The sequence below is a fragment of the Promicromonospora soli genome (assembly GCF_014653785.1).
Classification (GTDB): domain Bacteria; phylum Actinomycetota; class Actinomycetes; order Actinomycetales; family Cellulomonadaceae; genus Promicromonospora; species Promicromonospora soli.
Window position 1 is genome coordinate 95,569 of record NZ_BNAS01000008.1, and the last position, 16,775, is coordinate 112,343.

At 71.8% G+C, this 16,775-nt stretch carries 19 protein-coding genes; 8 read left to right on the top strand and 11 right to left on the bottom strand.

Features of this window, described 5'->3' with window-relative positions; translation table 11 throughout:
• Positions 1–40: 40 nt before the first annotated feature.
• Positions 41–502 carry a MarR family winged helix-turn-helix transcriptional regulator gene (locus tag IE250_RS21530; protein ID WP_189671364.1) on the bottom strand — a complete coding sequence of 154 codons (462 nt, stop codon included), beginning with the start codon at positions 500–502 and terminating at the stop codon, positions 41–43.
• 201 nt (positions 503–703) lie between these two features.
• Between IE250_RS21530 and IE250_RS21535 the strand changes: the two genes are divergently transcribed.
• Genes IE250_RS21535 through IE250_RS21555 form a run of 5 tightly spaced genes read left to right on the top strand, consistent with a single transcriptional unit; the run spans position 704 to position 5,227 of the window.
• Positions 704–1,894 carry an ABC transporter substrate-binding protein gene (locus IE250_RS21535; RefSeq protein WP_189671365.1) on the top strand — a complete coding sequence of 397 codons (1,191 nt, stop codon included), beginning with the start codon at positions 704–706 and terminating at the stop codon, positions 1,892–1,894.
• Between the two features lie 25 nt (positions 1,895–1,919).
• Positions 1,920–2,693, top strand: a complete 774-nt coding sequence (locus IE250_RS21540; protein ID WP_189671366.1) for an ABC transporter ATP-binding protein — start codon at positions 1,920–1,922, stop codon at positions 2,691–2,693.
• The gene (locus IE250_RS21545; protein WP_189671367.1) at positions 2,677–3,387 is read left to right on the top strand and encodes an ABC transporter ATP-binding protein; all 711 of its coding nucleotides are present in this window, start codon (positions 2,677–2,679) and stop codon (positions 3,385–3,387) included. The genes IE250_RS21540 and IE250_RS21545 overlap by 17 nt, the downstream gene beginning before the upstream one ends.
• A complete protein-coding gene (locus tag IE250_RS21550; protein WP_189671368.1) occupies positions 3,384–4,238 on the top strand; it encodes a branched-chain amino acid ABC transporter permease in 855 nt (284 codons plus the stop codon). Before IE250_RS21545 ends, IE250_RS21550 begins: the two co-directional genes overlap by 4 nt.
• Positions 4,238–5,227, top strand: coding sequence for a branched-chain amino acid ABC transporter permease (locus tag IE250_RS21555; RefSeq protein WP_189671369.1), 990 nt, complete (start codon positions 4,238–4,240; stop codon positions 5,225–5,227). Before IE250_RS21550 ends, IE250_RS21555 begins: the two co-directional genes overlap by 1 nt.
• A gap of 22 nt (positions 5,228–5,249) precedes the next feature.
• On the opposite strand, the gene IE250_RS21560 is transcribed toward IE250_RS21555, so the two are convergent.
• Complete coding sequence (locus IE250_RS21560; protein ID WP_189671370.1) at positions 5,250–5,609, bottom strand: MerR family transcriptional regulator; 360 nt, start codon at positions 5,607–5,609, stop codon at positions 5,250–5,252.
• 52 nt (positions 5,610–5,661) lie between these two features.
• Here IE250_RS21560 and IE250_RS21565 point away from each other — a divergent pair, with 52 nt between their 5' ends.
• A complete protein-coding gene (locus tag IE250_RS21565) occupies positions 5,662–6,660 on the top strand; it encodes an aldo/keto reductase (protein WP_189671371.1) in 999 nt (332 codons plus the stop codon).
• 1 nt (position 6,661) lies between these two features.
• Here IE250_RS21565 and IE250_RS21570 read toward each other — a convergent pair whose 3' ends face one another.
• The 4 genes from IE250_RS21570 to IE250_RS21585 are packed head-to-tail and all read right to left on the bottom strand — an operon-like array spanning position 6,662 to position 9,045.
• Positions 6,662–7,126 carry an HtaA domain-containing protein gene (locus IE250_RS21570; RefSeq protein WP_189671372.1) on the bottom strand — a complete coding sequence of 155 codons (465 nt, stop codon included), beginning with the start codon at positions 7,124–7,126 and terminating at the stop codon, positions 6,662–6,664.
• Positions 7,127–7,155: 29 nt separating this feature from the next.
• Positions 7,156–7,959 (bottom strand): alpha/beta fold hydrolase, encoded by an 804-nt coding sequence (locus tag IE250_RS21575; protein ID WP_229872673.1) that lies wholly within the window; start codon positions 7,957–7,959, stop codon positions 7,156–7,158.
• A 57-nt stretch (positions 7,960–8,016) separates the two neighbouring features.
• Positions 8,017–8,400: an ArsR/SmtB family transcription factor gene (locus IE250_RS21580; RefSeq protein WP_268247861.1), complete on the bottom strand. Its 384-nt coding sequence runs from the start codon at positions 8,398–8,400 to the stop codon at positions 8,017–8,019.
• The gene (locus IE250_RS21585; protein WP_189671373.1) at positions 8,401–9,045 is read right to left on the bottom strand and encodes an SRPBCC domain-containing protein; all 645 of its coding nucleotides are present in this window, start codon (positions 9,043–9,045) and stop codon (positions 8,401–8,403) included.
• A gap of 185 nt (positions 9,046–9,230) precedes the next feature.
• On the opposite strand from IE250_RS21585, the gene IE250_RS21590 reads away from it, so the two are divergent.
• On the top strand, positions 9,231–9,875 hold the full coding sequence (locus IE250_RS21590) for a GNAT family N-acetyltransferase (protein ID WP_189671374.1): 645 nt from the start codon (positions 9,231–9,233) through the stop codon (positions 9,873–9,875).
• Between the two features lie 18 nt (positions 9,876–9,893).
• On the opposite strand, the gene IE250_RS21595 is transcribed toward IE250_RS21590, so the two are convergent.
• Together IE250_RS21595 and IE250_RS21600 are read right to left on the bottom strand one after the other, a co-directional pair.
• Positions 9,894–10,289, bottom strand: a complete 396-nt coding sequence (locus IE250_RS21595) for a DUF6841 family protein (protein ID WP_229872674.1) — start codon at positions 10,287–10,289, stop codon at positions 9,894–9,896.
• 4 nt (positions 10,290–10,293) lie between these two features.
• Positions 10,294–11,439 carry a trans-sulfuration enzyme family protein gene (locus IE250_RS21600; RefSeq protein ID WP_189671376.1) on the bottom strand — a complete coding sequence of 382 codons (1,146 nt, stop codon included), beginning with the start codon at positions 11,437–11,439 and terminating at the stop codon, positions 10,294–10,296.
• 59 nt (positions 11,440–11,498) lie between these two features.
• On the opposite strand from IE250_RS21600, the gene IE250_RS21605 reads away from it, so the two are divergent.
• On the top strand, positions 11,499–11,969 hold the full coding sequence (locus IE250_RS21605; protein ID WP_189671377.1) for an Lrp/AsnC family transcriptional regulator: 471 nt from the start codon (positions 11,499–11,501) through the stop codon (positions 11,967–11,969).
• Positions 11,970–11,997: 28 nt separating this feature from the next.
• Here the strand turns inward: IE250_RS21605 and IE250_RS21610 are convergent, their stop codons facing one another.
• The 3 genes from IE250_RS21610 to IE250_RS21620 form a co-directional block, all read right to left on the bottom strand.
• A complete protein-coding gene (locus tag IE250_RS21610) occupies positions 11,998–13,071 on the bottom strand; it encodes a serine protein kinase RIO (protein WP_229872675.1) in 1,074 nt (357 codons plus the stop codon).
• Positions 13,072–13,336: 265 nt separating this feature from the next.
• Entirely contained in the window at positions 13,337–15,499 is a 2,163-nt protein-coding gene (locus tag IE250_RS21615; RefSeq protein ID WP_189671378.1) for a serine/threonine-protein kinase, read from the bottom strand.
• Between the two features lie 77 nt (positions 15,500–15,576).
• Positions 15,577–16,728: a hypothetical protein gene (locus IE250_RS21620; RefSeq protein ID WP_189671379.1), complete on the bottom strand. Its 1,152-nt coding sequence runs from the start codon at positions 16,726–16,728 to the stop codon at positions 15,577–15,579.
• Positions 16,729–16,775: the final 47 nt, after the last annotated feature.

Genomic DNA, 16,775 nt, shown 5'->3' on the forward strand with positions numbered 1-16,775 from the left:
GTGTCGGTCCGAGGAAAGTCTCAGGCCATACGGAAGTACGTCAGCGGTGTGGCTGCCCGGCCAGCGAGTGCCGGCACCGGGACAGATACGTGCGGAGGATCTCCGTCTGGCCCAGGTCGAAGCCCTCGAGCATCCGGGCCTCGATGCCGGCCACGTCGTCGGAGAGGTTGTCGAGGACCTGTTGGCCCTCCCGGCTCAGCGCGAGGAGGTACTGCTTGCGGTTGCTCGGGTCCCGCTCACGGGTGACGAACCCGCGGCCGAGCAGGTAGGTCACCATCTCGGCCATCGTCTGGGCCCGGACGAACGAGTTCCTGGCCAGCTCTGCCGAGGTCATCCCGGGATGCCGTTCCAGCACGGTGAGCGCGGTGTACTGCAGGGCGGTCAGGTCGGCGCCGGCAACTACGTCGTCGAGCGCCTGCCGTACGGCCAGCTCGACCTGCTTGATGATGTAAAGCAGGGTCACGTCCTGGTCATGGGCCGGAAGGGCCTCCGGACTCGTCATGTAGGTCCCCGCCCCCGCCACTCGATCCGCCGCCTTGTATCAGGTCTCCTGACGACCAGTCAGTCTGCGGTGGTGCTGGCGCACTGTCAACCGGACCCTTGACGGCCGGTGTGACCGCCGCCATACTCCATCATCAGGGTTCCTGATAACAGAAAACCTGATAACTCGAACGTCTCGGCCCGTCTCAATGAAGAGGTGACCATGTTCAAGTCCCGACTTGCTGTTATCGCCATGGCTGGAGCGCTCAGCCTGTCGGCGTGCAGCTCCTCCGGCGGCACCCCCGCAGAGGGCTCCGGCCCCATCAAGATCGGCGTAGTCATCCCGCTGACCGGCTTCTTGTCACCCCTGGGCGCGGGAGACAAGGCGGCCATCGAGCAGGAGGTCGCGGCGATCAACGAGGCAGGAGGTGTCCTCGGCCGCGACCTGTTGGTCACCATCAAGGACGACAAGTCCGATGTCCCGCAGTCGGTCACGGAGTACAACCAGCTGGCCGCGGACCGCGGCTACAGCGCCATCCTGTCGTCGTCGTTCGTGTCGGCGTCGACCGCAGTGGGGCCGAGCGCGGAGTCCAACAAGATCCCGACGGTGGCACTGGGACCTGTCAGTGCGTTCGCGGACGGCAGCAACCCCTACGCGTTCACGGGTGTCGCCATTCCTGAGGTCTACGCCCAGGCGATGGTCGACCACGTGGCCGACCAGGGCTACGAGACACTGGCGATCGGCTATGTCGGTGACGACCTCTACGGCGAGACCGGCAACGAGGCGACCCTCGCTGCGGCGAAGGAGGCCGGCATCGACGTCGTCGTCGACGAGGCCTTCGACCAGACGGGAACGGACTTCACCCCTCTCGTCTCCAAGGTGAAGGCGGCCGCTCCCGACGCGTTCCTGGTCTGGGGCGCCGGCCCAGCGCCGGTGATCATCACCAAGCAGATGGAAGGCAGTGGCATCCCGCTGCTGATGACGGGAGCCCAGGCGTCCCAGCTGTACGTCGAGCCCGCTGGTGAGGCGGCCGAGGGCGTCACGATGACCAGCAGCATCGCCGTGCCGGGACGCGAGCTCCCCGCCGGTTCGCTCAAGGACCTCGTCGACGCCTTCGCCGACCCGTGGGTCGAGGCCAACGGCACCTACCCGCCCCAGTTCGCGTTCGACGGCGCGACCGGCGTCCAGCTGCTCGTCGCCGCCATCGAGAAGGCGGGATCGGCGGACCGGGAGAAGGTGCGCGACGCCTTGGAGGACCTCGACGAGCTCACGCCGACCGGCCGGTTCACGTTCTCGTCCGACGACCACGCCGGCCTGGACACCGACGCGGTAGCGATCGTCACGGTCACCGACGGCGACTTCAAGACCACGGAGTACTCGCTGGCACGGTTCGAGACCGATCTGCCGAGCTGACCGCAGGCAGACGACGGGAGAGACCATGCTCACGATCGACCGGGTGTCGCGCAGCTTCGGCGGCGTCTACGCCAACCGGGACGTCACACTGACCGTGGCGGAGGGCGAGGTGCGCGGCATCATCGGCCCCAACGGAGCCGGCAAGTCAACACTGTTCAACCTCGTCGCGGGTCACATCCGGGCGGAGAGCGGCACGATCAGCCTCGCCGGACGGCGGATCGATCGGCTGCCGGCGCACGCGAGGGCACGCCAGGGTGTCGGGATCGTGTTCCAGGGCGCTCGGGTCTTCCCCGGGATGAGCCTGCTGGCAAACGTGATGGTGGGCGCGCACGCGCACACCCGGGCCGGCGTCGTCGCGGCGGCGCTGCGCCCACCGTCGCAACGGCGGGAGGAGCGGGCGATCCGGGCCCAGGCCGAGGACTGCCTGAGCCGGGTGGGACTCCTCGACTGGGCCTCGCGCCCGGCCGAGGGGCTCCCGCTCGGCCAGCAGCGCCGGCTCCAGGTCGCCCGCGCGCTCGCGGGGCTGCCGCGGGTGCTCCTCCTCGACGAGCCGGCATCGGGGCTGCGCGCCGCGGAGCGGCAGGAGCTCGCCGAGCTGATCGGTGAGCTGCGCCGCGACGGGACCACGATCCTGCTGGTCGAGCACGACGTCGGCCTGGTCACCTCGCTCGCCGAGCGCATCACCGTGCTGGACCTCGGGCGGGTGATCGCCGACGGTACGCCTTCCGAGGTCACGTCCGACCCCGCGGTGATCAAGGCCTATCTCGGAACAGGAGCCTCGCATGCTGCGGATCGATGACCTTGTGGTGCGCTACGGGTCCGCGGTCGCCGTCGACGGCATCTCGTTCGAGGTCGGTGCGGGCGAGATGGTTGCCCTCGTCGGCCCCAACGGCGCCGGGAAGTCGACCCTCATCAACGCGATCAGCGGACTGGTCGCGCCGCACTCCGGGACCGTGGCCTGCGAAGGCCGGATCGCCCAGGTGCCGGAGGGCCGACAGATGTTCGCCGACATGAGCGTCGAGGACAACCTGCTGCTCGGCGGCTGGTCGATCCGCAACCGGGACCTCGGCGAGGTGTACGACCTGCTGCCCGACCTCGCCGGCATGCGCAAGCGCAAGGCGGGTCGGCTCTCCGGCGGCCAGCAGCAGATGGTGGCGGTCGGGCGCGCCTTGATGGCCCGTCCGGACCTCCTGGCGATCGACGAGCTGTCACTGGGGCTCGCGCCTCTTGTGGTGGCCGAGCTGGCCGAGCACCTCCGCTTCCTCAACCGGGAGCGCGGCACCGCCGTCCTCCTGGTCGAGCAGGAGGTGACGCTCGCCTTCGACGTCTGCCCGCGCGCCCTGGTGCTGGAGGCCGGCCGGATCATCGCGGCCGGACCGTCGGTCGAGCTGGCGCAGAGCGAGACGGTGCGCAAGGCCTACTTCGGCGACCTCGCCGTCGCCGAGACGATGACGGGTGCGACCGCCCCCGCAACAACGGAGGTGTCCCCATGACCGAGCTCGTCGCCTATCTCATCTCGGGGATCGCCCTGGGCTCGTCGTTCGCTCTGATCGGCAGCGGCCTGGTCGTGGTGCACCGGGTCACGCGCGTGGTCAACTTCGCCCAGGGGTCGGTCGCCATCGTCGGTGGCATGACGTCCGCCACCCTGTTGAACGGGTTGCTGCCGCACGGCCTGGGCGAGATCGCGGCCGTCGTGTTGTGCGGGGTGCTGGGCGTCCTCGTCGGGCTGCTGGCGATCGGTCGTCGCGGCACTCCGCCTCTGATCTCGCTGATCGTGACGCTCGGAGCGTCCATGCTCGTCTCCGCGGCGATCATCTGGCTGTGGGGTCAGGACCCCGTCACCCCACCGGGCCTCGAAGGTTCGGTGACAGTTCTCGGGGCCGAGGTGGAGCGTCAGCGCCTGCTCGTGGTCGCAGCGACGGGTGTGGCGTTCGCGGCTCTGACCCTGTTCTTCTCGCGCTCCTACCTCGGCAAGGGGCTGACGGCCAGCGCGTCGAATCCCTTCGCGGCGAGGATGGTCGGCATCGACGTCCGCAAGATGGGGCTGCTCGCGTTCGGCCTGGCCGGGATCCTCGGTGGCCTCGCCGGAGTGCTCATAGCTCCGAGCAACCCGCTCTCGTTCTACTCGGACCTGCCGCTGGTCCTCAGCGGCTTCGCGGCCGCCGTCTTCGGTGGTCTGACCAGCCCCCTGCGCACGTTGTTCGGCGGCCTGGGTCTCGGCGTCGCCGGCCAGCTGACCGCCGGCTACCTCAACGGGTCGTACCAGACCGAGATGGCGCTCCTCCTGATGCTGGTCATCATGATCATCCGGAGCCGCGCCCTCGTACAGGAGGAGGTCAAGTGATGGACCGTGTCAACCCCAGGAACGTCCTGGTAGTCGTCGCGGCGGTCGCCGGGTGCGTCGCGCCGTTCGTGATGGGCGATCTCACCTTCCTGATGCGCATGCTTCTCGCGGCCATCGTCGTGACGGGGCTGTCCCTGCTGATGGGGTACGCCGGCCAGGCCTCCCTCGGCCAGGGCGCGTTCGTCGCAGTTGGTGCGGTCACGGTAGCTGTCGGGACCACGCGCTGGGGGCTGCCGCCCCTCCTCGTGCTCGTCGCAGCCCCGATCGTCGCCGGCGCCTTCGCCGCCTTGGTCGGCGTGCCACTGCTGCGACTGAGGGGCCACTACCTGGCGTTCGGGACGTTGGCCCTGCTGCTCATGGTGCAGACCGCGATGAGCACCCTCGACTTCCTCGGCGGCGCGTTCGGTATCAGCGGCATCCCCGCGTTCGGCGTCGGCGGGAGCGTGTTCACGGACCAGCGCCCTTACGTGCTGCTCGCTCTCGGGCTGCTCGCGCTGGTCCTGTTCGTCACCCACCGGATCGTGGACAGCCGCTTCGGTCGTGGTATCCGGGCGCTTGCGGGCAGCGAGACCGCGGCGGAGTCGGCGGGCGTCCCGGTCATGCGCGGCAAGCTCGTCATCTTCGCGCTGTCGGCGATGTACGCCGGCCTGGCCGGCGGGCTCTCGGCGTTCTTCACGCCGTACGTGAGCCCCGACTCGTTCCCGGCGCTCGAGTCGTTCACCTACGTCATCATGGCCGTGGTGGGAGGCCTGGGGACGCTGTGGGGAGGGGTGGTAGGTGCCGTGCTCGTCTCGACCCTCCTCCAGGTCCTCAACCTGGTGAGCAGCCAACCCCAGCTGCCGCCGACACTGGGGCCGATCCTGCAGTACGCGACCTATGGCGGACTGCTGGTCGTCGCGCTCCTGTTCATGCCCGGAGGTATCGTCCCCACCGTGCAGAGCGCCGCCGCCCGTGCCGTCTCGCGTCGGGGTGGGGCGGGACGCACCTGACCGAACCCCGTGACGCGACGCTTTACGCTCCCTGGCTGTGATACCAGGCGATCTTCTCCCGCAGCTTGTCCTGCTGGCTGCGCAGCGCGTCGATCGACTCCTGCACGCGCCGGTCGTGCTCCTCGAGCAGCGCGACCCGCGCGGACAGGGTGGTCCGGTCGAGCGACAGCTCGGCGTACCGCTTGAGGTCGGCGATGGGCATGCCGGTGTCGCGCAGGCAGTGGACCAGGTCGAGCCAGCCCAGGTCGGCGTCGGTGTAGGTGCGGTGCCCGCCGGATGTCCGCGCGACGGGGCGCAGGATGCCCTCCCGCTCGTAGTACCGGAGCGTGTCGATGCTGAAGCCGGAGACCTCGGCGGCCTGCGCAGGCGAATAAGTGGTCATGTTCAGATCCTGCCCTTGACCTGGAGCGCGCTCCAGGGATTTCGCTGGTCCCATGACCACACTGCAGAGCAGCACCCAGCGCACCACCACCCACGACACCCCACCGGCCGAGCGTCTCGTGCTCGGCGCCATGATGTTCGGCACCGCCGTCGACGAGCCCACGTCGTTCGCCGTCCTGGACCGGTTCGTCGACGCCGGCGGCCGGTGGATCGACACCGCCGACTGCTACGCCTTCTGGGCGAGCGAGTCCGGCTACGGCGGGCAGAGCGAGGAGCTGCTCGGCCGCTGGCTCGCCGCCCGCCCCGGCATGCGGGACCGCATCCTGCTCTCCACCAAGTTCGGGGCCGAGCCGCGCGACGCCGCCGGCTGGCCCGCCTCCCGCACGGGCCTGTCGGCCGCCGCGATCCGCGAACAGATCACCGGCAGCCTGCGCCGCCTCGGCACCGACCGTGTCGACCTGGTGTGGGCGCACATGGAGGACCGGTCAGTCCCGATCGAGGAGACCGCGGACGCCTGCGCCGCCCTCGTGTCCGACGGCGTCGCGGCCCGTGCCGGAACGTCCAACCACCCGGCGTGGCGGGTCGAGCGGGCGCGGCGGCACGCCGTCGCACAGGGCAAGGAGCCGGTGAGCGTGGTCCAGCACGCGTACAGCTACCTCCAGCCCCGGCCCGGGACGCTCACGGGGAACCACCGGTTCGGCTGGCTGAGCGACGACCTGGTCGACCTCGCCGCCGTCGAAGGCCTGGACGTGTGGGCCTACACGCCGCTGCTGTCCGGGGCGTACGACAACCCGGCCAAGCCGATCCCCGAGGTCTTCGACCACCCGGGCAGCACCCAGCGGCTGGCCGTGCTCGACGACGTCGCGGCCCAGGTCGGGGCGTCCCGCGGCCAGGTGGTGCTCGCCTGGCTCACGGCACGCGGGATCCGGCCGATGCTGGGTGGCAGCAAGGTGAACCAGCTCGACGCCGCCGTGGCGGCCCTGGCGCTGGAGGTCCCGGCCGAGCTCCTGGAGCGGATGAACGAGGTGGACGCGACAGCTCCCCGAGCCTGAGTCAGGACAGGTCGATCGTCACCGGCTCGAACGCGGTGCCCGTCGGGTAGCTGCCGCCCCAGAGCTTCGCACCGTCGTCGGTGAGCTCGACCTGCTTCCACGTGAGCCGCGCGCCGTCGTCGGACCGCTCGGGGGCGCCGGCCAGCCGGAACGCGACGGTGCGCACGTCCGACTCGCGGTCCCGGATGGACATGGTCCAGTCGGGGCCGCCGTCGGACGGGGCCACGACCTCGATGTCGGCGACCTCGCCGACGAAGGAGCCGAAGTGCCCGATGAAGACCACGGAACCCGTGAACCCGAACAGCGCGGCGTCGGCGGACGGGTCCGGGCTGCGTTCCGGGTCCAGCGGGAAGTGGAACGCCGCGCCGCTGCCGCCGACGGCGTCGTCCTGCACGATGCGGCCGCCTGGCGCCCCCATCACGTACATCAGCAGGCTTGCCTTGATCTCCCAGTCCAGATGAGCCACCCGAGAACGGTACTCCCGCGTGGGGATTTCTACTGCTTTGCGCCAGGCGGGTGGGTGCGACAGAACTCGCGCACGGCGTCATTCACCTGGTCGGGGTGCTCGAGGTGGCTCAGGTGGCCCGCGCCCTCGATCACGACGAGCGTGGTGTCCGGGATCGCGTCCTCGAACTGCCCCGCGACCGTGAGCGGCGAGCGCGCGTCCAGGCTTCCCCAGACCAGCAGGGTCGGGACGGCGATGCGTGGCAGCAGCTCGTTCAGGTCGGTCTCGGCCATGATGCCCAGCTGCTGGGCAAGGGTGGCCGGGCGGACGTCGGCGGAGACGGCGGCGAGCAGGGGCACGAGCTCCGGCGGCGGATCACCGGCGAAGAGCCCGGGAAACGTCGGGTCGAACTCCGCACGAGGCGCCGCGAGCATCTCGCGTGCACCGGCGACCCGCGCCCGTACCTCGTCCGCCGGCAGCGACCCCTTCCAGCCGGCGTAGGTGTCGATCATGATCAGGGTCGCGACGAGCTCAGGCCGGCGGCGGTAGAGCTCGAGCGCCACGGTGCCGCCCCAGGACACGCCGGCGACGTGCGCGGGCCCGAGGTCGAGAGCCTCGACCAGCGCCGCGAGCGCGTCCGCGTAGCCGGCCAGGCCGAAGCCCTCCGGCAGGTCGGAGGACCGCCCGGCCCCGGGCTCGTCCCAGGCGACGACCGTGAGCTCCTCGGCCAGGCCGGCGAGCTGGAGCTGCCAGACGCGACCGTCCTCCGCGGCTCCGTGGACGAGGACCAGGGGAGGCCCCTCACCGGCCCGCTCGTAGGCGATCCTGAGCCCGCCCGTCTCGATGAACTCCACGCTGAGACGGTACGTGTCCCCGGCACCACGTGCAGGAGATGCCGATCGTGCGGCGGCTCAGCCCGCCGCCTCGGCGGTTCCGTCCTCAGGCGTTGCCCGACGCCGGTCCCGGCGTCCGCGGGCCAGCTCGGTCGCCAGGGCGTCGAGCGGCTGGGCGAACGTGTCCTCGAAGCGGGCGAGCCACGCGCGGGCGGCGGCCGTCCCGGCGTCGTCCACGGCGTAGAGGCGGCGCGTGCCCTCGGCGCGAACCCGCACCAGGCCTGCCTCGCGCAGCACCTTGAGGTGCTGCGAGACGGCCGGCTGGGTGATGTGCACCCGTGCCTGCAGGGCGGTGACCAGCGCGCCGGCGGGCTGCTCGCCCGGTGCGAGCAGCTCCATCAGCCGACGGCGCACGGGGTCGCCGAGCGCCTCGAACACCCCGGGCTGCGCCGAGTCGGGCACTCAGGCCTCCGGCTGCGTCGTGTAGAAGGCCAGGGTGCGTTCGCGGGCCGCCTGCGCCTCGGCGGGGTCGTCCCCGGCGACGACGGCGGCGTCGGCCCAGCCGGTGCTCGCGAGCCGCGCGAACTCGACGCCCTCGGGCGAGAGGGACCACGCCTCGGCCTCGGCGGGGTCCATGGTGGCGCCGCCGGCGAGGTGCAGGCCCAGCCCCATGAGGCCGAGGTCCCAGCCGACGCCGACGGCGCCCGGGCCGTACTGGGCCCAGAAGTCTGGGTCGACTGGGGACTCGTGCTGCAGCTCGAGGGTGGTGCCGCCGTCGGCCGGGGTGAGGTGGACGGTGAGCCAGGAGACCGTGTCGCCGAACTCCCAGGTGACCGCGAACTCCTCGGGCGCGGCGCAGCGTTCGACGGTGCCGCCCGCGTTGCCCTCGAGCTGGTAGCGGCCGCCGACCGAGAGGTCGCCGCTGACCGGCATGAACCAGCGGGGGATGCGGTCGGGGGAGGTGACGGCCTCCCAGAGGTCGGCTCGTTCGGTGGTGTAGGTGCGGCGGGCGACGGCGACCTTGGTCGGGACGCCGTCCCGGCTGCTGTCACGGACCTCGCGGGTCACGAGACCGGCGGTGGCGACGGGATCGATCAGGGTGGGCATGCTGACTCCTTCTATAAGTGAACACTTATGTTATGCCACGAGACGGGGCCGGGGGCAACCGGAGCGTCTTGGTTGTGGGCGCAACCGTCGCGACTATGCGCCCGTTTTAGGCGCAACGGTCACGCCCACAACCAACTAAAAGTGTGCCAAGCGCGAGTGTCGGTGACGCGGAGTAGGTTCCGAACATGGCCACGAAAGACGGGGCTTCGGAGACGCCGACCGGCGCGCCGCGGGTCACCGTGGTTCCCGCGACCGCCGACCGGTTCGGCGATGTCGCGCGCGTGCTCAACCCCAACGGACGCGAGCAGGCGTGCTGGTGCATGCACTGGCGTACGCCGCCCAAGGAGGACGTGACAACGCGCGAGGACCGCCTGCGTGAGCTGACGGAGCGCGAGCCGGCGCCGGGGATGCTCGCGTACCTCGGCGTGGAGGAGGGGGAGAGCCCCGAGGTCGCGGGCTGGCTCGGGTTCTCGCCACGGTCGGCCGCCCGGTCGCTGCAGCGGTCCAGCGTGCTGCCGGTCGGCGAGCCCGACACCTGGCCTACCACCTGGGTGTTCATGTGCGTGACCGTGCGCGCGGGCTTCCGCAGGCAGGGGATCGCCCAGGCGCTGCTCGACGCCGGGGTCGACTACGCCGCGACCCACGGGGCGACGACGCTCGACGCCTTCCCCGTCGAACCGGAGCCCGGCCGGCGGGTGCCCGTGAGTGCGGCGTTCGTCGGCACCGTGGGAATGTTCGAGCAAGCCGGGTTCGACCGGCTGGGGCCCACGGGGGCCACGAGCGGCCGCCTGACCCGCTGGCACATGCGGCGCGAGGTCACGCCGGCCTGAGCGCCCCAGGCCCGAGTGCTACGCCTCGACCGGCACGACCACGCACAGCTCGAACGTGTCCCGGCCGCGGCGGAGCAGGTAGCGCACCCGCTCCGCCGTCGCCTCGGACGCGTTCTCGTCCTTGTAGCTCCAGCGCACGTCGACCCACAGCAGGGCGTCGCCCACCTGCTCGACGGCGCGCACCTCCGGGACGGCGGCGACCAGACCCTGCTCCCGGTAGGCGGCGAGCATGCTGCCGAGACGGTCGCGCGCGGCCTCGGCGTCGGGCACCACGAGGGACCGGACCGCCTCCACCACCACGGACGGGTAGGCGAGGCTCTCCGTCACGGCTTCCAGGTCGCCCGAGCCGAGCGCTACGCCGTACTCGACGAGGAACTTGAGCAGGTCGTCCTGGTCGTACGGGGTACTGGTCATGACCTCACGGTAGGCGGACGCCGCCCACCTCACCACGCCTGAACGCCTGGTCGAGGTCGGCCCACAGGTCCTCTACGTCCTCCAGGCCCACGGACAGGCGCACCAGGTCCGGCGAGATCCCCGCGTCCTTGCGGGAAACCTCGTCCATGATCCGGTGGGTGAGGGACGCGGGGTGCTGGATCAGGCTGTCCACGCTGCCCAGGCTCACCGCCGGGGTGATCAGCCGCACGGCGGAGACCAGGGCCACCGGGTCGACCGACGTCTCGAACGAGACCATCGCCCCGCCCAGCCGCGGGTAGTGCAGCCGGGTCACGCGGGGGTGCTCCGCCAGCCGGCGCGCCAGCTCCGCCGCCGTGGCCGACGCCGCACGCACCCGGACCGGCAGTGTCGCCAGGCCCCGGAGCAGCTCGTAGCCCGCGATCGGGTGCAGCACGGCGCCGGTCATGAACCGGACCTGCCGCAGCGACCGGGCGAGCTCCTCGTCGCACGCGATGACGCCGCCCATCACGTCGCCGTGCCCGCCCAGGTACTTCGTGGCGCTGTGCAGCACCATGCCCGCCCCGAGCGTCAGCGGACGCTGGAGCACGGGCGTGGCGAACGTGTTGTCGACCAGCACGGGGACCGGCGCGCAGGCGTCGGCCAGGGCGCGCACGTCCACCTCGTCCAGCGTGGGGTTCGCCGGGCTCTCGACGACCACCAGTCCTGTGTCCTCAGTGATGGCCGACGCCGCGTCGTCCGGCGACGTCCAGGTCACCGAGGTGCCGAGCAGGCCCGAGCCGAGCAGGTGGTCGGTGGTGCCGTACAGCGGCCGCACGCCGACGACGTGCGGCTTCCCGGCAGCGACCTGCGCCAGCAGGCACGCCGACAGCGCCGCCATGCCGCTCGCGAACGCGACCGCCGCCTTCGCCCCCTCGAGCTCGGCAAGAGCCCGCTCGAAGCGCCGGACCGTCGGGTTGGCGACGCGGCCGTACACGGGCGGACCGCCGTCGTCGTGCCCCTCGGCGAACTCGTCCAGACGCCCTGCCTCGGCGACCACGTCGTGCGACGGGTAGGTGGTGGACAGGTCGATCGGCGGGGCGTGGAGACCCAGGGCGGCCAGGTCGTCCTTGCCGGCGTGGACCGCGCGCGTGGTCCAGGAGTGCGTGCTCATGAGGGACTATCGCCATTCCCGAGGACCGACGCCGGCCAGGCGTGCTAGAAATTCGGTCCATGGCCCAGAACGTGATCCTGGATTCGGTCGACCGTGCGCTCCTGACCGAGCTGCAGAACGACGGACGTCTCTCCAACAAGGTGCTCGCGCAGCGGGTCGGCGTCGCGCCGTCGACCTGCCTGGCCCGCACCCAGCGGCTGCAGAACGCCGGCGTGATCCGCGGGTACCACGCCGAGATCGACCCGGCCGCCGTCGGGCGCGGGCTGCAGGCCATGCTGATGGTGCGGCTCACCACGCACTCCCGGCCGCTGCTGGGACCGTTCGTCGAGTGGGTGCGCCGGCTCCCGCAGACGCGCGCCGTGCACCACGTGTCGGGCCCGGACGACTTCCTGGTCCACGTGGCCTGCGCCGACACCGACGAGCTGCAGCGCCTGGTGCTCGACCTCACGGCCCGCGGCGAGGTGGGCCGCGTGCAGACCGACCTGGTGTTCTCCTCCTGGACCTGCGGTCCGGTCACCCCGGCGGGATGACCGGACCGGCCGGACTGCCCCGTCCGTGTCAGAAGGCCTGCGCGAACAGGTCCGCGAACAGGGCGTCGGGGTCGACGTCCAGCCCGCGGGCCGTGAACCAGCCGCACACCGTGCGGCAGTCCCGCAGCAGCACCTCGCTCGCGAAGGGGTTGGACGCCAGGTCGACGACCTGCGGCAGGTCGATGATGACCAGCCGCTCGCCGTGGGCCAGGATGTTGTACGGCGACAGGTCGCCGTGCGCGAGACCGAGCCGGGCCAGCACGGACATGCCGTGCGTGAGCTGGTCCCAGTACGACTCGAGCAGGTCGTCCGACGGGCGTTCCCGCGTCAGTCGCGGTGCGGCGACGGGCTGGGTGCGGCCGGAGTCGTCGACCTCCTCGGTGCCCACGAACTCCATGAGCACCTCGGTGCCGTCGATCTGCACCGGGTAGGGCACCGGGGCGCCCGCCGACCAGGCGTCGCGCAGGGCGACGAACTCCGCGTCGGCCCACTGGGTGGCGGACACGGCGCGGCCCCACGCGGACTTGCGGTCCTCCATGGCGCGCTGGTCGCGCGTGCGCCGCACCCGGCGGCCCTCGGTGTACTCGGTGCCGCGCTGGAACTGCCCGTGCTCCAGGCTCCGGTACCGCTTGGCCACCAGGAGGCACCGCTCGGTCCGGTCGGACGACGCCGGATCGGCACCTGGCGGGACCGCACGCTCCACCAGGAACGCGTCTGCCTCCTTGCCGGTCTTGAGGATGCCGAGCTCGGTGTCGAGCGCGGCGTCGCGCGTGACCAGCCAGTCGGGCAGCGGCTCGGGACCGCGCTGCCCCTTGGCGACGGATCGCCAGGTGGACCAGCGCTGCCCGGGGCCGGGCTGGGTGGGATCGGGGTTGGTGGTGCCGTGCTCGTTGCTGTCGTATCGGTCGTCGTTGTAGTCGTCGCTGCCCGACGGGCCGCCCTCGACCCGGCTCGGGTGCGGGCCCTCCAGGTCCTCGCGGCGGACTCCACCGCTACGGGTGGCCCGGCGCTTGGCGGCGGTCAGCCGGGCGTCTGGCTGCTTGCGGTCCCGGTTCGCGGCGCGGACCAGGACGGACTTCGGTGCTTCGGGAAAACGGGGCAAGACAGTGCTCCTTGATGCCGGAGCAGCGCCGGATCAGCCCCGCGTGCTCCTGGTGACAGTGGCGTCTGCTGCCGCGAAGGCAGCCGCGCGAACGACGTTGTCCATGGCTGCCTCCTCCCTGTCTTGCCTGAGCTGGCCGGTCATCGAGCGCCTCGACGGGTTGACCCGGTGACCGTGCGACGAGCATGGCATGCCGGTGCATCAGGCTGCACCTGATTTTCCGGAAGTTCTTCGTCGACGTCCGGTGAGCGCCGGCGTCAGCCGCTCAGCTCCAGGGGAGAACGCTCTCGAACGATTCCCAGAGCGAGTCCCGAACGTCCTCGGTGGTGTCCTGGACGCCCTGCTCGATGTCGTCCTGGAGCTGCTCCCGCTGCTGCTCGAAGGAGACCCGGGCGTCCTCCGTGACCTGCTGCGCGTAGCTGACCACACCCTGCACCGCGATCACGATCACCCACACCACGACGACCAGCCAGAACGGCCAGGTGCGTCCGCTGCGGCGCGAGCGGACCGCCCGCACGAGGTTCACGATCGCGGCGGTCACGATGCCGAGCAGCGGGATCGACAGCTCTGCCAAGCGCGGCGTCCACACCGGGTCGACGCCCAGCACGGACACCCCCAGGTCGCCGAGCGCCGCGAACAGCGGCAGCGCGGCCGCGCTGGGCATCTCGGCGAAGCCAGGGATCAGGCGCACCAGCTGGTAGACCGCCACGGCGAGCAGCAAGCGGGGGATCCAGCCGATGATCGCCGCCACAGCCCCCGCGCCCCGGCCGGAGGCGCGGTCCTTTGTCTCGCGGTCCTTGGCAGCGGGGGCCTCCCGCTCGTCGCGGCGCGGCTGGGACCCAGTCGGCAGGGGCGGCGTCGGCGGCTGCGTGCCTACTACGGGCTGCGGCGCCGTGGTGGGCATCGGTCGCGTACCCGGCGGCGGGCCCGGGCGGAACGCCGGCGCGACCTGCGTGACCCGCTGGTTGGTGACGGGCATGGGCTGCGCCGGGCCGCCGGCCTGTCGCCGGGGCGCGACCGGCGTCGAAGGGACGCCGGGGAGCGGAAGGCCGTGGCGCTGCCGATAGCTGGTCCAGCCCTCGAACGTGTCCGGGTAGCCCTCGGGCGTGAAGGCAGGGGCCCAGCGCATCGCGGCCCACAGGTAGTCCTTGATCTCGGCGGGCGCGCGCCCGCCCGCCCGCTGCGGCCCGACGGCGGCCAGGTACACGGAGATGACATCCTCCGCGGCGCCGTCGAACCCGTCGGCGTGCACCTGGTGCAGGCGGCCCATGAGCTGCTGGTCGTAGACCAGGTTGGTGATGGGCTCGCCCTGCCGCACCGGGTTGGTCGCGAGCACGCTGGTGGGCGCGACGGTGGCCGCGGACGTCCCGACGCCGGTCATCACCTCGGTGACGAGCCCGCGCTCGGTGCTGGTGGTGCCTGCGGCGGCGAGCAGCGCAGTGTCGAGCAGTGCCGTATCGAGCCCGCCGCTGGTGGCGAGCTGGGCCACGGTGCGGATGAGGTTGTGCAGCGGCGGGCGGTTCTCCGGCTGGTGCCGCGTCATGGCCAGGACGAGCGGCAGCAGCCGCTGGTCGACAGGTCCGACGTCGGCCGCCGTCAGGTCGCGGCCCACGAAGTTGAGGTCGTTGGGCAGCTCACCCGTCGCGAGGAAGACCAGCAGCAGGCCCAGGCTGTACACGTCGGAGCGGGCGTGCGGCTTGCGCACGAACAGCTCGGGCGCCATGTACGAGATGGTGCCCGCCGCGTGTGTCGAGGTGGTCGTACCGTGCCCCTTGGCGATGCCGAGGTCGATGAGCACGTACCGGTCGGGCGCGGCGATGATGTTGGCCGGCTTCACGTCCCGGTGGAGGAAGCGCTCCTCCTGGAGCACGGCCAGGGCGTCGAGCACGTCGGCCGCCACGCGCAGCACGTCGCGCACCGGCAGCGGTCCTTCCGCGGCCACGCGCTGAGCGAGGGTGGGCCCCGGCACGAGCTCCATGGCGAACCAGGCCGTCGGTGCCTGCAGGTCGGCCGCGACGAGCTGCGGGAACCCGCGTCCGGCCAGCCGCTCCAGCAGCGCGGCCTCACCGATGAACCGGTCCAGCGTGCCCCGCTCGTTGTTGGTCAGCACCTTGATCGCGACCTCGCCGCCCTGCCCCATGGCGCGGTACACGTGCGCGAACCCGCCGTGGCCGAGCGACTCGCCCAGCTGGAACGGGCCGAGGATCTCGCCCGTGGCGGGGATGCGGGGCGCGGAGGGGGGCCCGACCGCCGGCCCGACCGGCGTGACCGCGTGCCCCGCCGCACCCGCGGGCAGGACGACCTTCGTCGGCGTCGGGACCACCCGCGTGGGCGGGGGTGGCGGTGGCGCGACGGCGGTCTGGTCGCCACCCTGACCCGGCTGGCCGGTAGGGCGTGCAGCCGTGATGCGGGCGGTCTCGTCGGACAAACTCAGGGCTCCTCAGCAGCGCACCGGAACTTCCGGGTGACCTGAGAAACGCTATCAGCGTCCGCGCCCGGACGGAGTTATCCGTTGCCGCCCGGCAGGGCGTCCTCGAGCTGCTCGGTGATGCCGTCGGTCGCGTTCTGCTTGGCGTCCTCGACGCCCTGCTCGACCTCCTGCTCGACGGACTCCTTGGCGTCCTGCTTGGCGTCCTCGATCTCCTGGTCCACCGTGTTCTGGAGGTCCTGCTTCACGTTCTCGGTGGCGTCCTGGGCGTATCCGATGACACCGCCGACGGCGAACACCACTATCCACGCGACGATCGCCAGCCCGTAGGGCCAGATCGACAGGGACGTGTTCAGCGACCGGATCGTGTTGAGCAGGCCCGCGAGCAGGATGCCGAGCACGGGGATCGTCAGGTTGGCGGCCTGGTCGGACCACTCCGGGTTGAGGTTGAGCATCGCCAGCACGCCGTCGCCGATCCCGCGGAACAGCGGGAACTGCGAGGCGTCCGGCATGACGTCGAACCCGGGGATCAGCCGGACCAGCTGGTAGACGCCGAGCGCGAGCAGCAACCGCGGGATCCAGGCCAGGACGGCGCCGGCCACCGAACCGCCCGCGCCCGAGTCGTCGTCCCGGTCGCGGTCACGGCGCGGCGGCGTCGGCTGGGCTGCCCGCGGGCCAAAGCCCTGGTCAAAGGGGTTGGGCGGGCCCTGCTGCTGGCCCTGCTGACCGTAGCCCTGCTGCCCTGGCTGGCCGTAGCCAGGCTGCTGACCGTAGGCCTGAGCCGGCTGGCCGTACCCGGGCTGCTGACCGTAGCCCTGATGGCCCGGCTGGCCGTAGGCGGGCTGCTGCCCGTAGCCCTGCTGCCCGTAGCCGGGCGCCTGCACCTGCGTGGGCTGCTCGGTCTCGAACGGGCGGAACGGCCGCGCGGGCGGCGGCGTCGCGGACCGGTAGTCGCGCTGGGCCATCCCCGAGGGCGGCAGCACCTGGGTCTGCTCGTCGACGGCGGAGGACCCGCCCGGCGGCGGCATGACCTGGGTCCGCTCGTCGATGCCGTCGTCCTGGTTCTCGGGGGCCCACTGACCGGCTGCCTGGCGAGCCTGTATCGCATCCATCCGCTGCGTCGCGGCATACGATGACGGGGCGCCGGGCTGTCCCGGGCGAGCGGGCTGCCGCTGGTTCTGCGTCGGGTCGGCCGCCGGAGGAATACGGCGGGTGGGCTCGTCGGACAAGCGGAGGCTCCTCGGTTGTGGTCCCGGTTTCGACACCTGTTTGCGCG

Excerpts from the sequence above, each read along its gene's own strand:
- IE250_RS21535 (WP_189671365.1), top strand. The coding sequence starts at position 704 with ATGTTCAAGTCCCGACTTGCTGTTATCGCCATGGCTGGAGCGCTCAGC.
- IE250_RS21600 (WP_189671376.1), bottom strand. The coding sequence starts at position 11,439 with ATGAGCACGCACTCCTGGACCACGCGCGCGGTCCACGCCGGCAAGGAC.
- IE250_RS21540 (WP_189671366.1), top strand. The coding sequence starts at position 1,920 with ATGCTCACGATCGACCGGGTGTCGCGCAGCTTCGGCGGCGTCTACGCC.
- IE250_RS21555 (WP_189671369.1), top strand. The coding sequence starts at position 4,238 with ATGGACCGTGTCAACCCCAGGAACGTCCTGGTAGTCGTCGCGGCGGTC.
- IE250_RS21565 (WP_189671371.1), top strand. The coding sequence starts at position 5,662 with ATGACCACACTGCAGAGCAGCACCCAGCGCACCACCACCCACGACACC.
- IE250_RS21590 (WP_189671374.1), top strand. The coding sequence starts at position 9,231 with ATGGCCACGAAAGACGGGGCTTCGGAGACGCCGACCGGCGCGCCGCGG.
- IE250_RS21595 (WP_229872674.1), bottom strand. The coding sequence starts at position 10,289 with ATGACCAGTACCCCGTACGACCAGGACGACCTGCTCAAGTTCCTCGTC.
- IE250_RS21560 (WP_189671370.1), bottom strand. The coding sequence starts at position 5,609 with ATGACCACTTATTCGCCTGCGCAGGCCGCCGAGGTCTCCGGCTTCAGC.
- IE250_RS21530 (WP_189671364.1), bottom strand. The coding sequence starts at position 502 with ATGACGAGTCCGGAGGCCCTTCCGGCCCATGACCAGGACGTGACCCTG.
- IE250_RS21550 (WP_189671368.1), top strand. The coding sequence starts at position 3,384 with ATGACCGAGCTCGTCGCCTATCTCATCTCGGGGATCGCCCTGGGCTCG.
- IE250_RS21545 (WP_189671367.1), top strand. The coding sequence starts at position 2,677 with ATGCTGCGGATCGATGACCTTGTGGTGCGCTACGGGTCCGCGGTCGCC.
- IE250_RS21605 (WP_189671377.1), top strand. The coding sequence starts at position 11,499 with ATGGCCCAGAACGTGATCCTGGATTCGGTCGACCGTGCGCTCCTGACC.
- IE250_RS21585 (WP_189671373.1), bottom strand. The coding sequence starts at position 9,045 with ATGCCCACCCTGATCGATCCCGTCGCCACCGCCGGTCTCGTGACCCGC.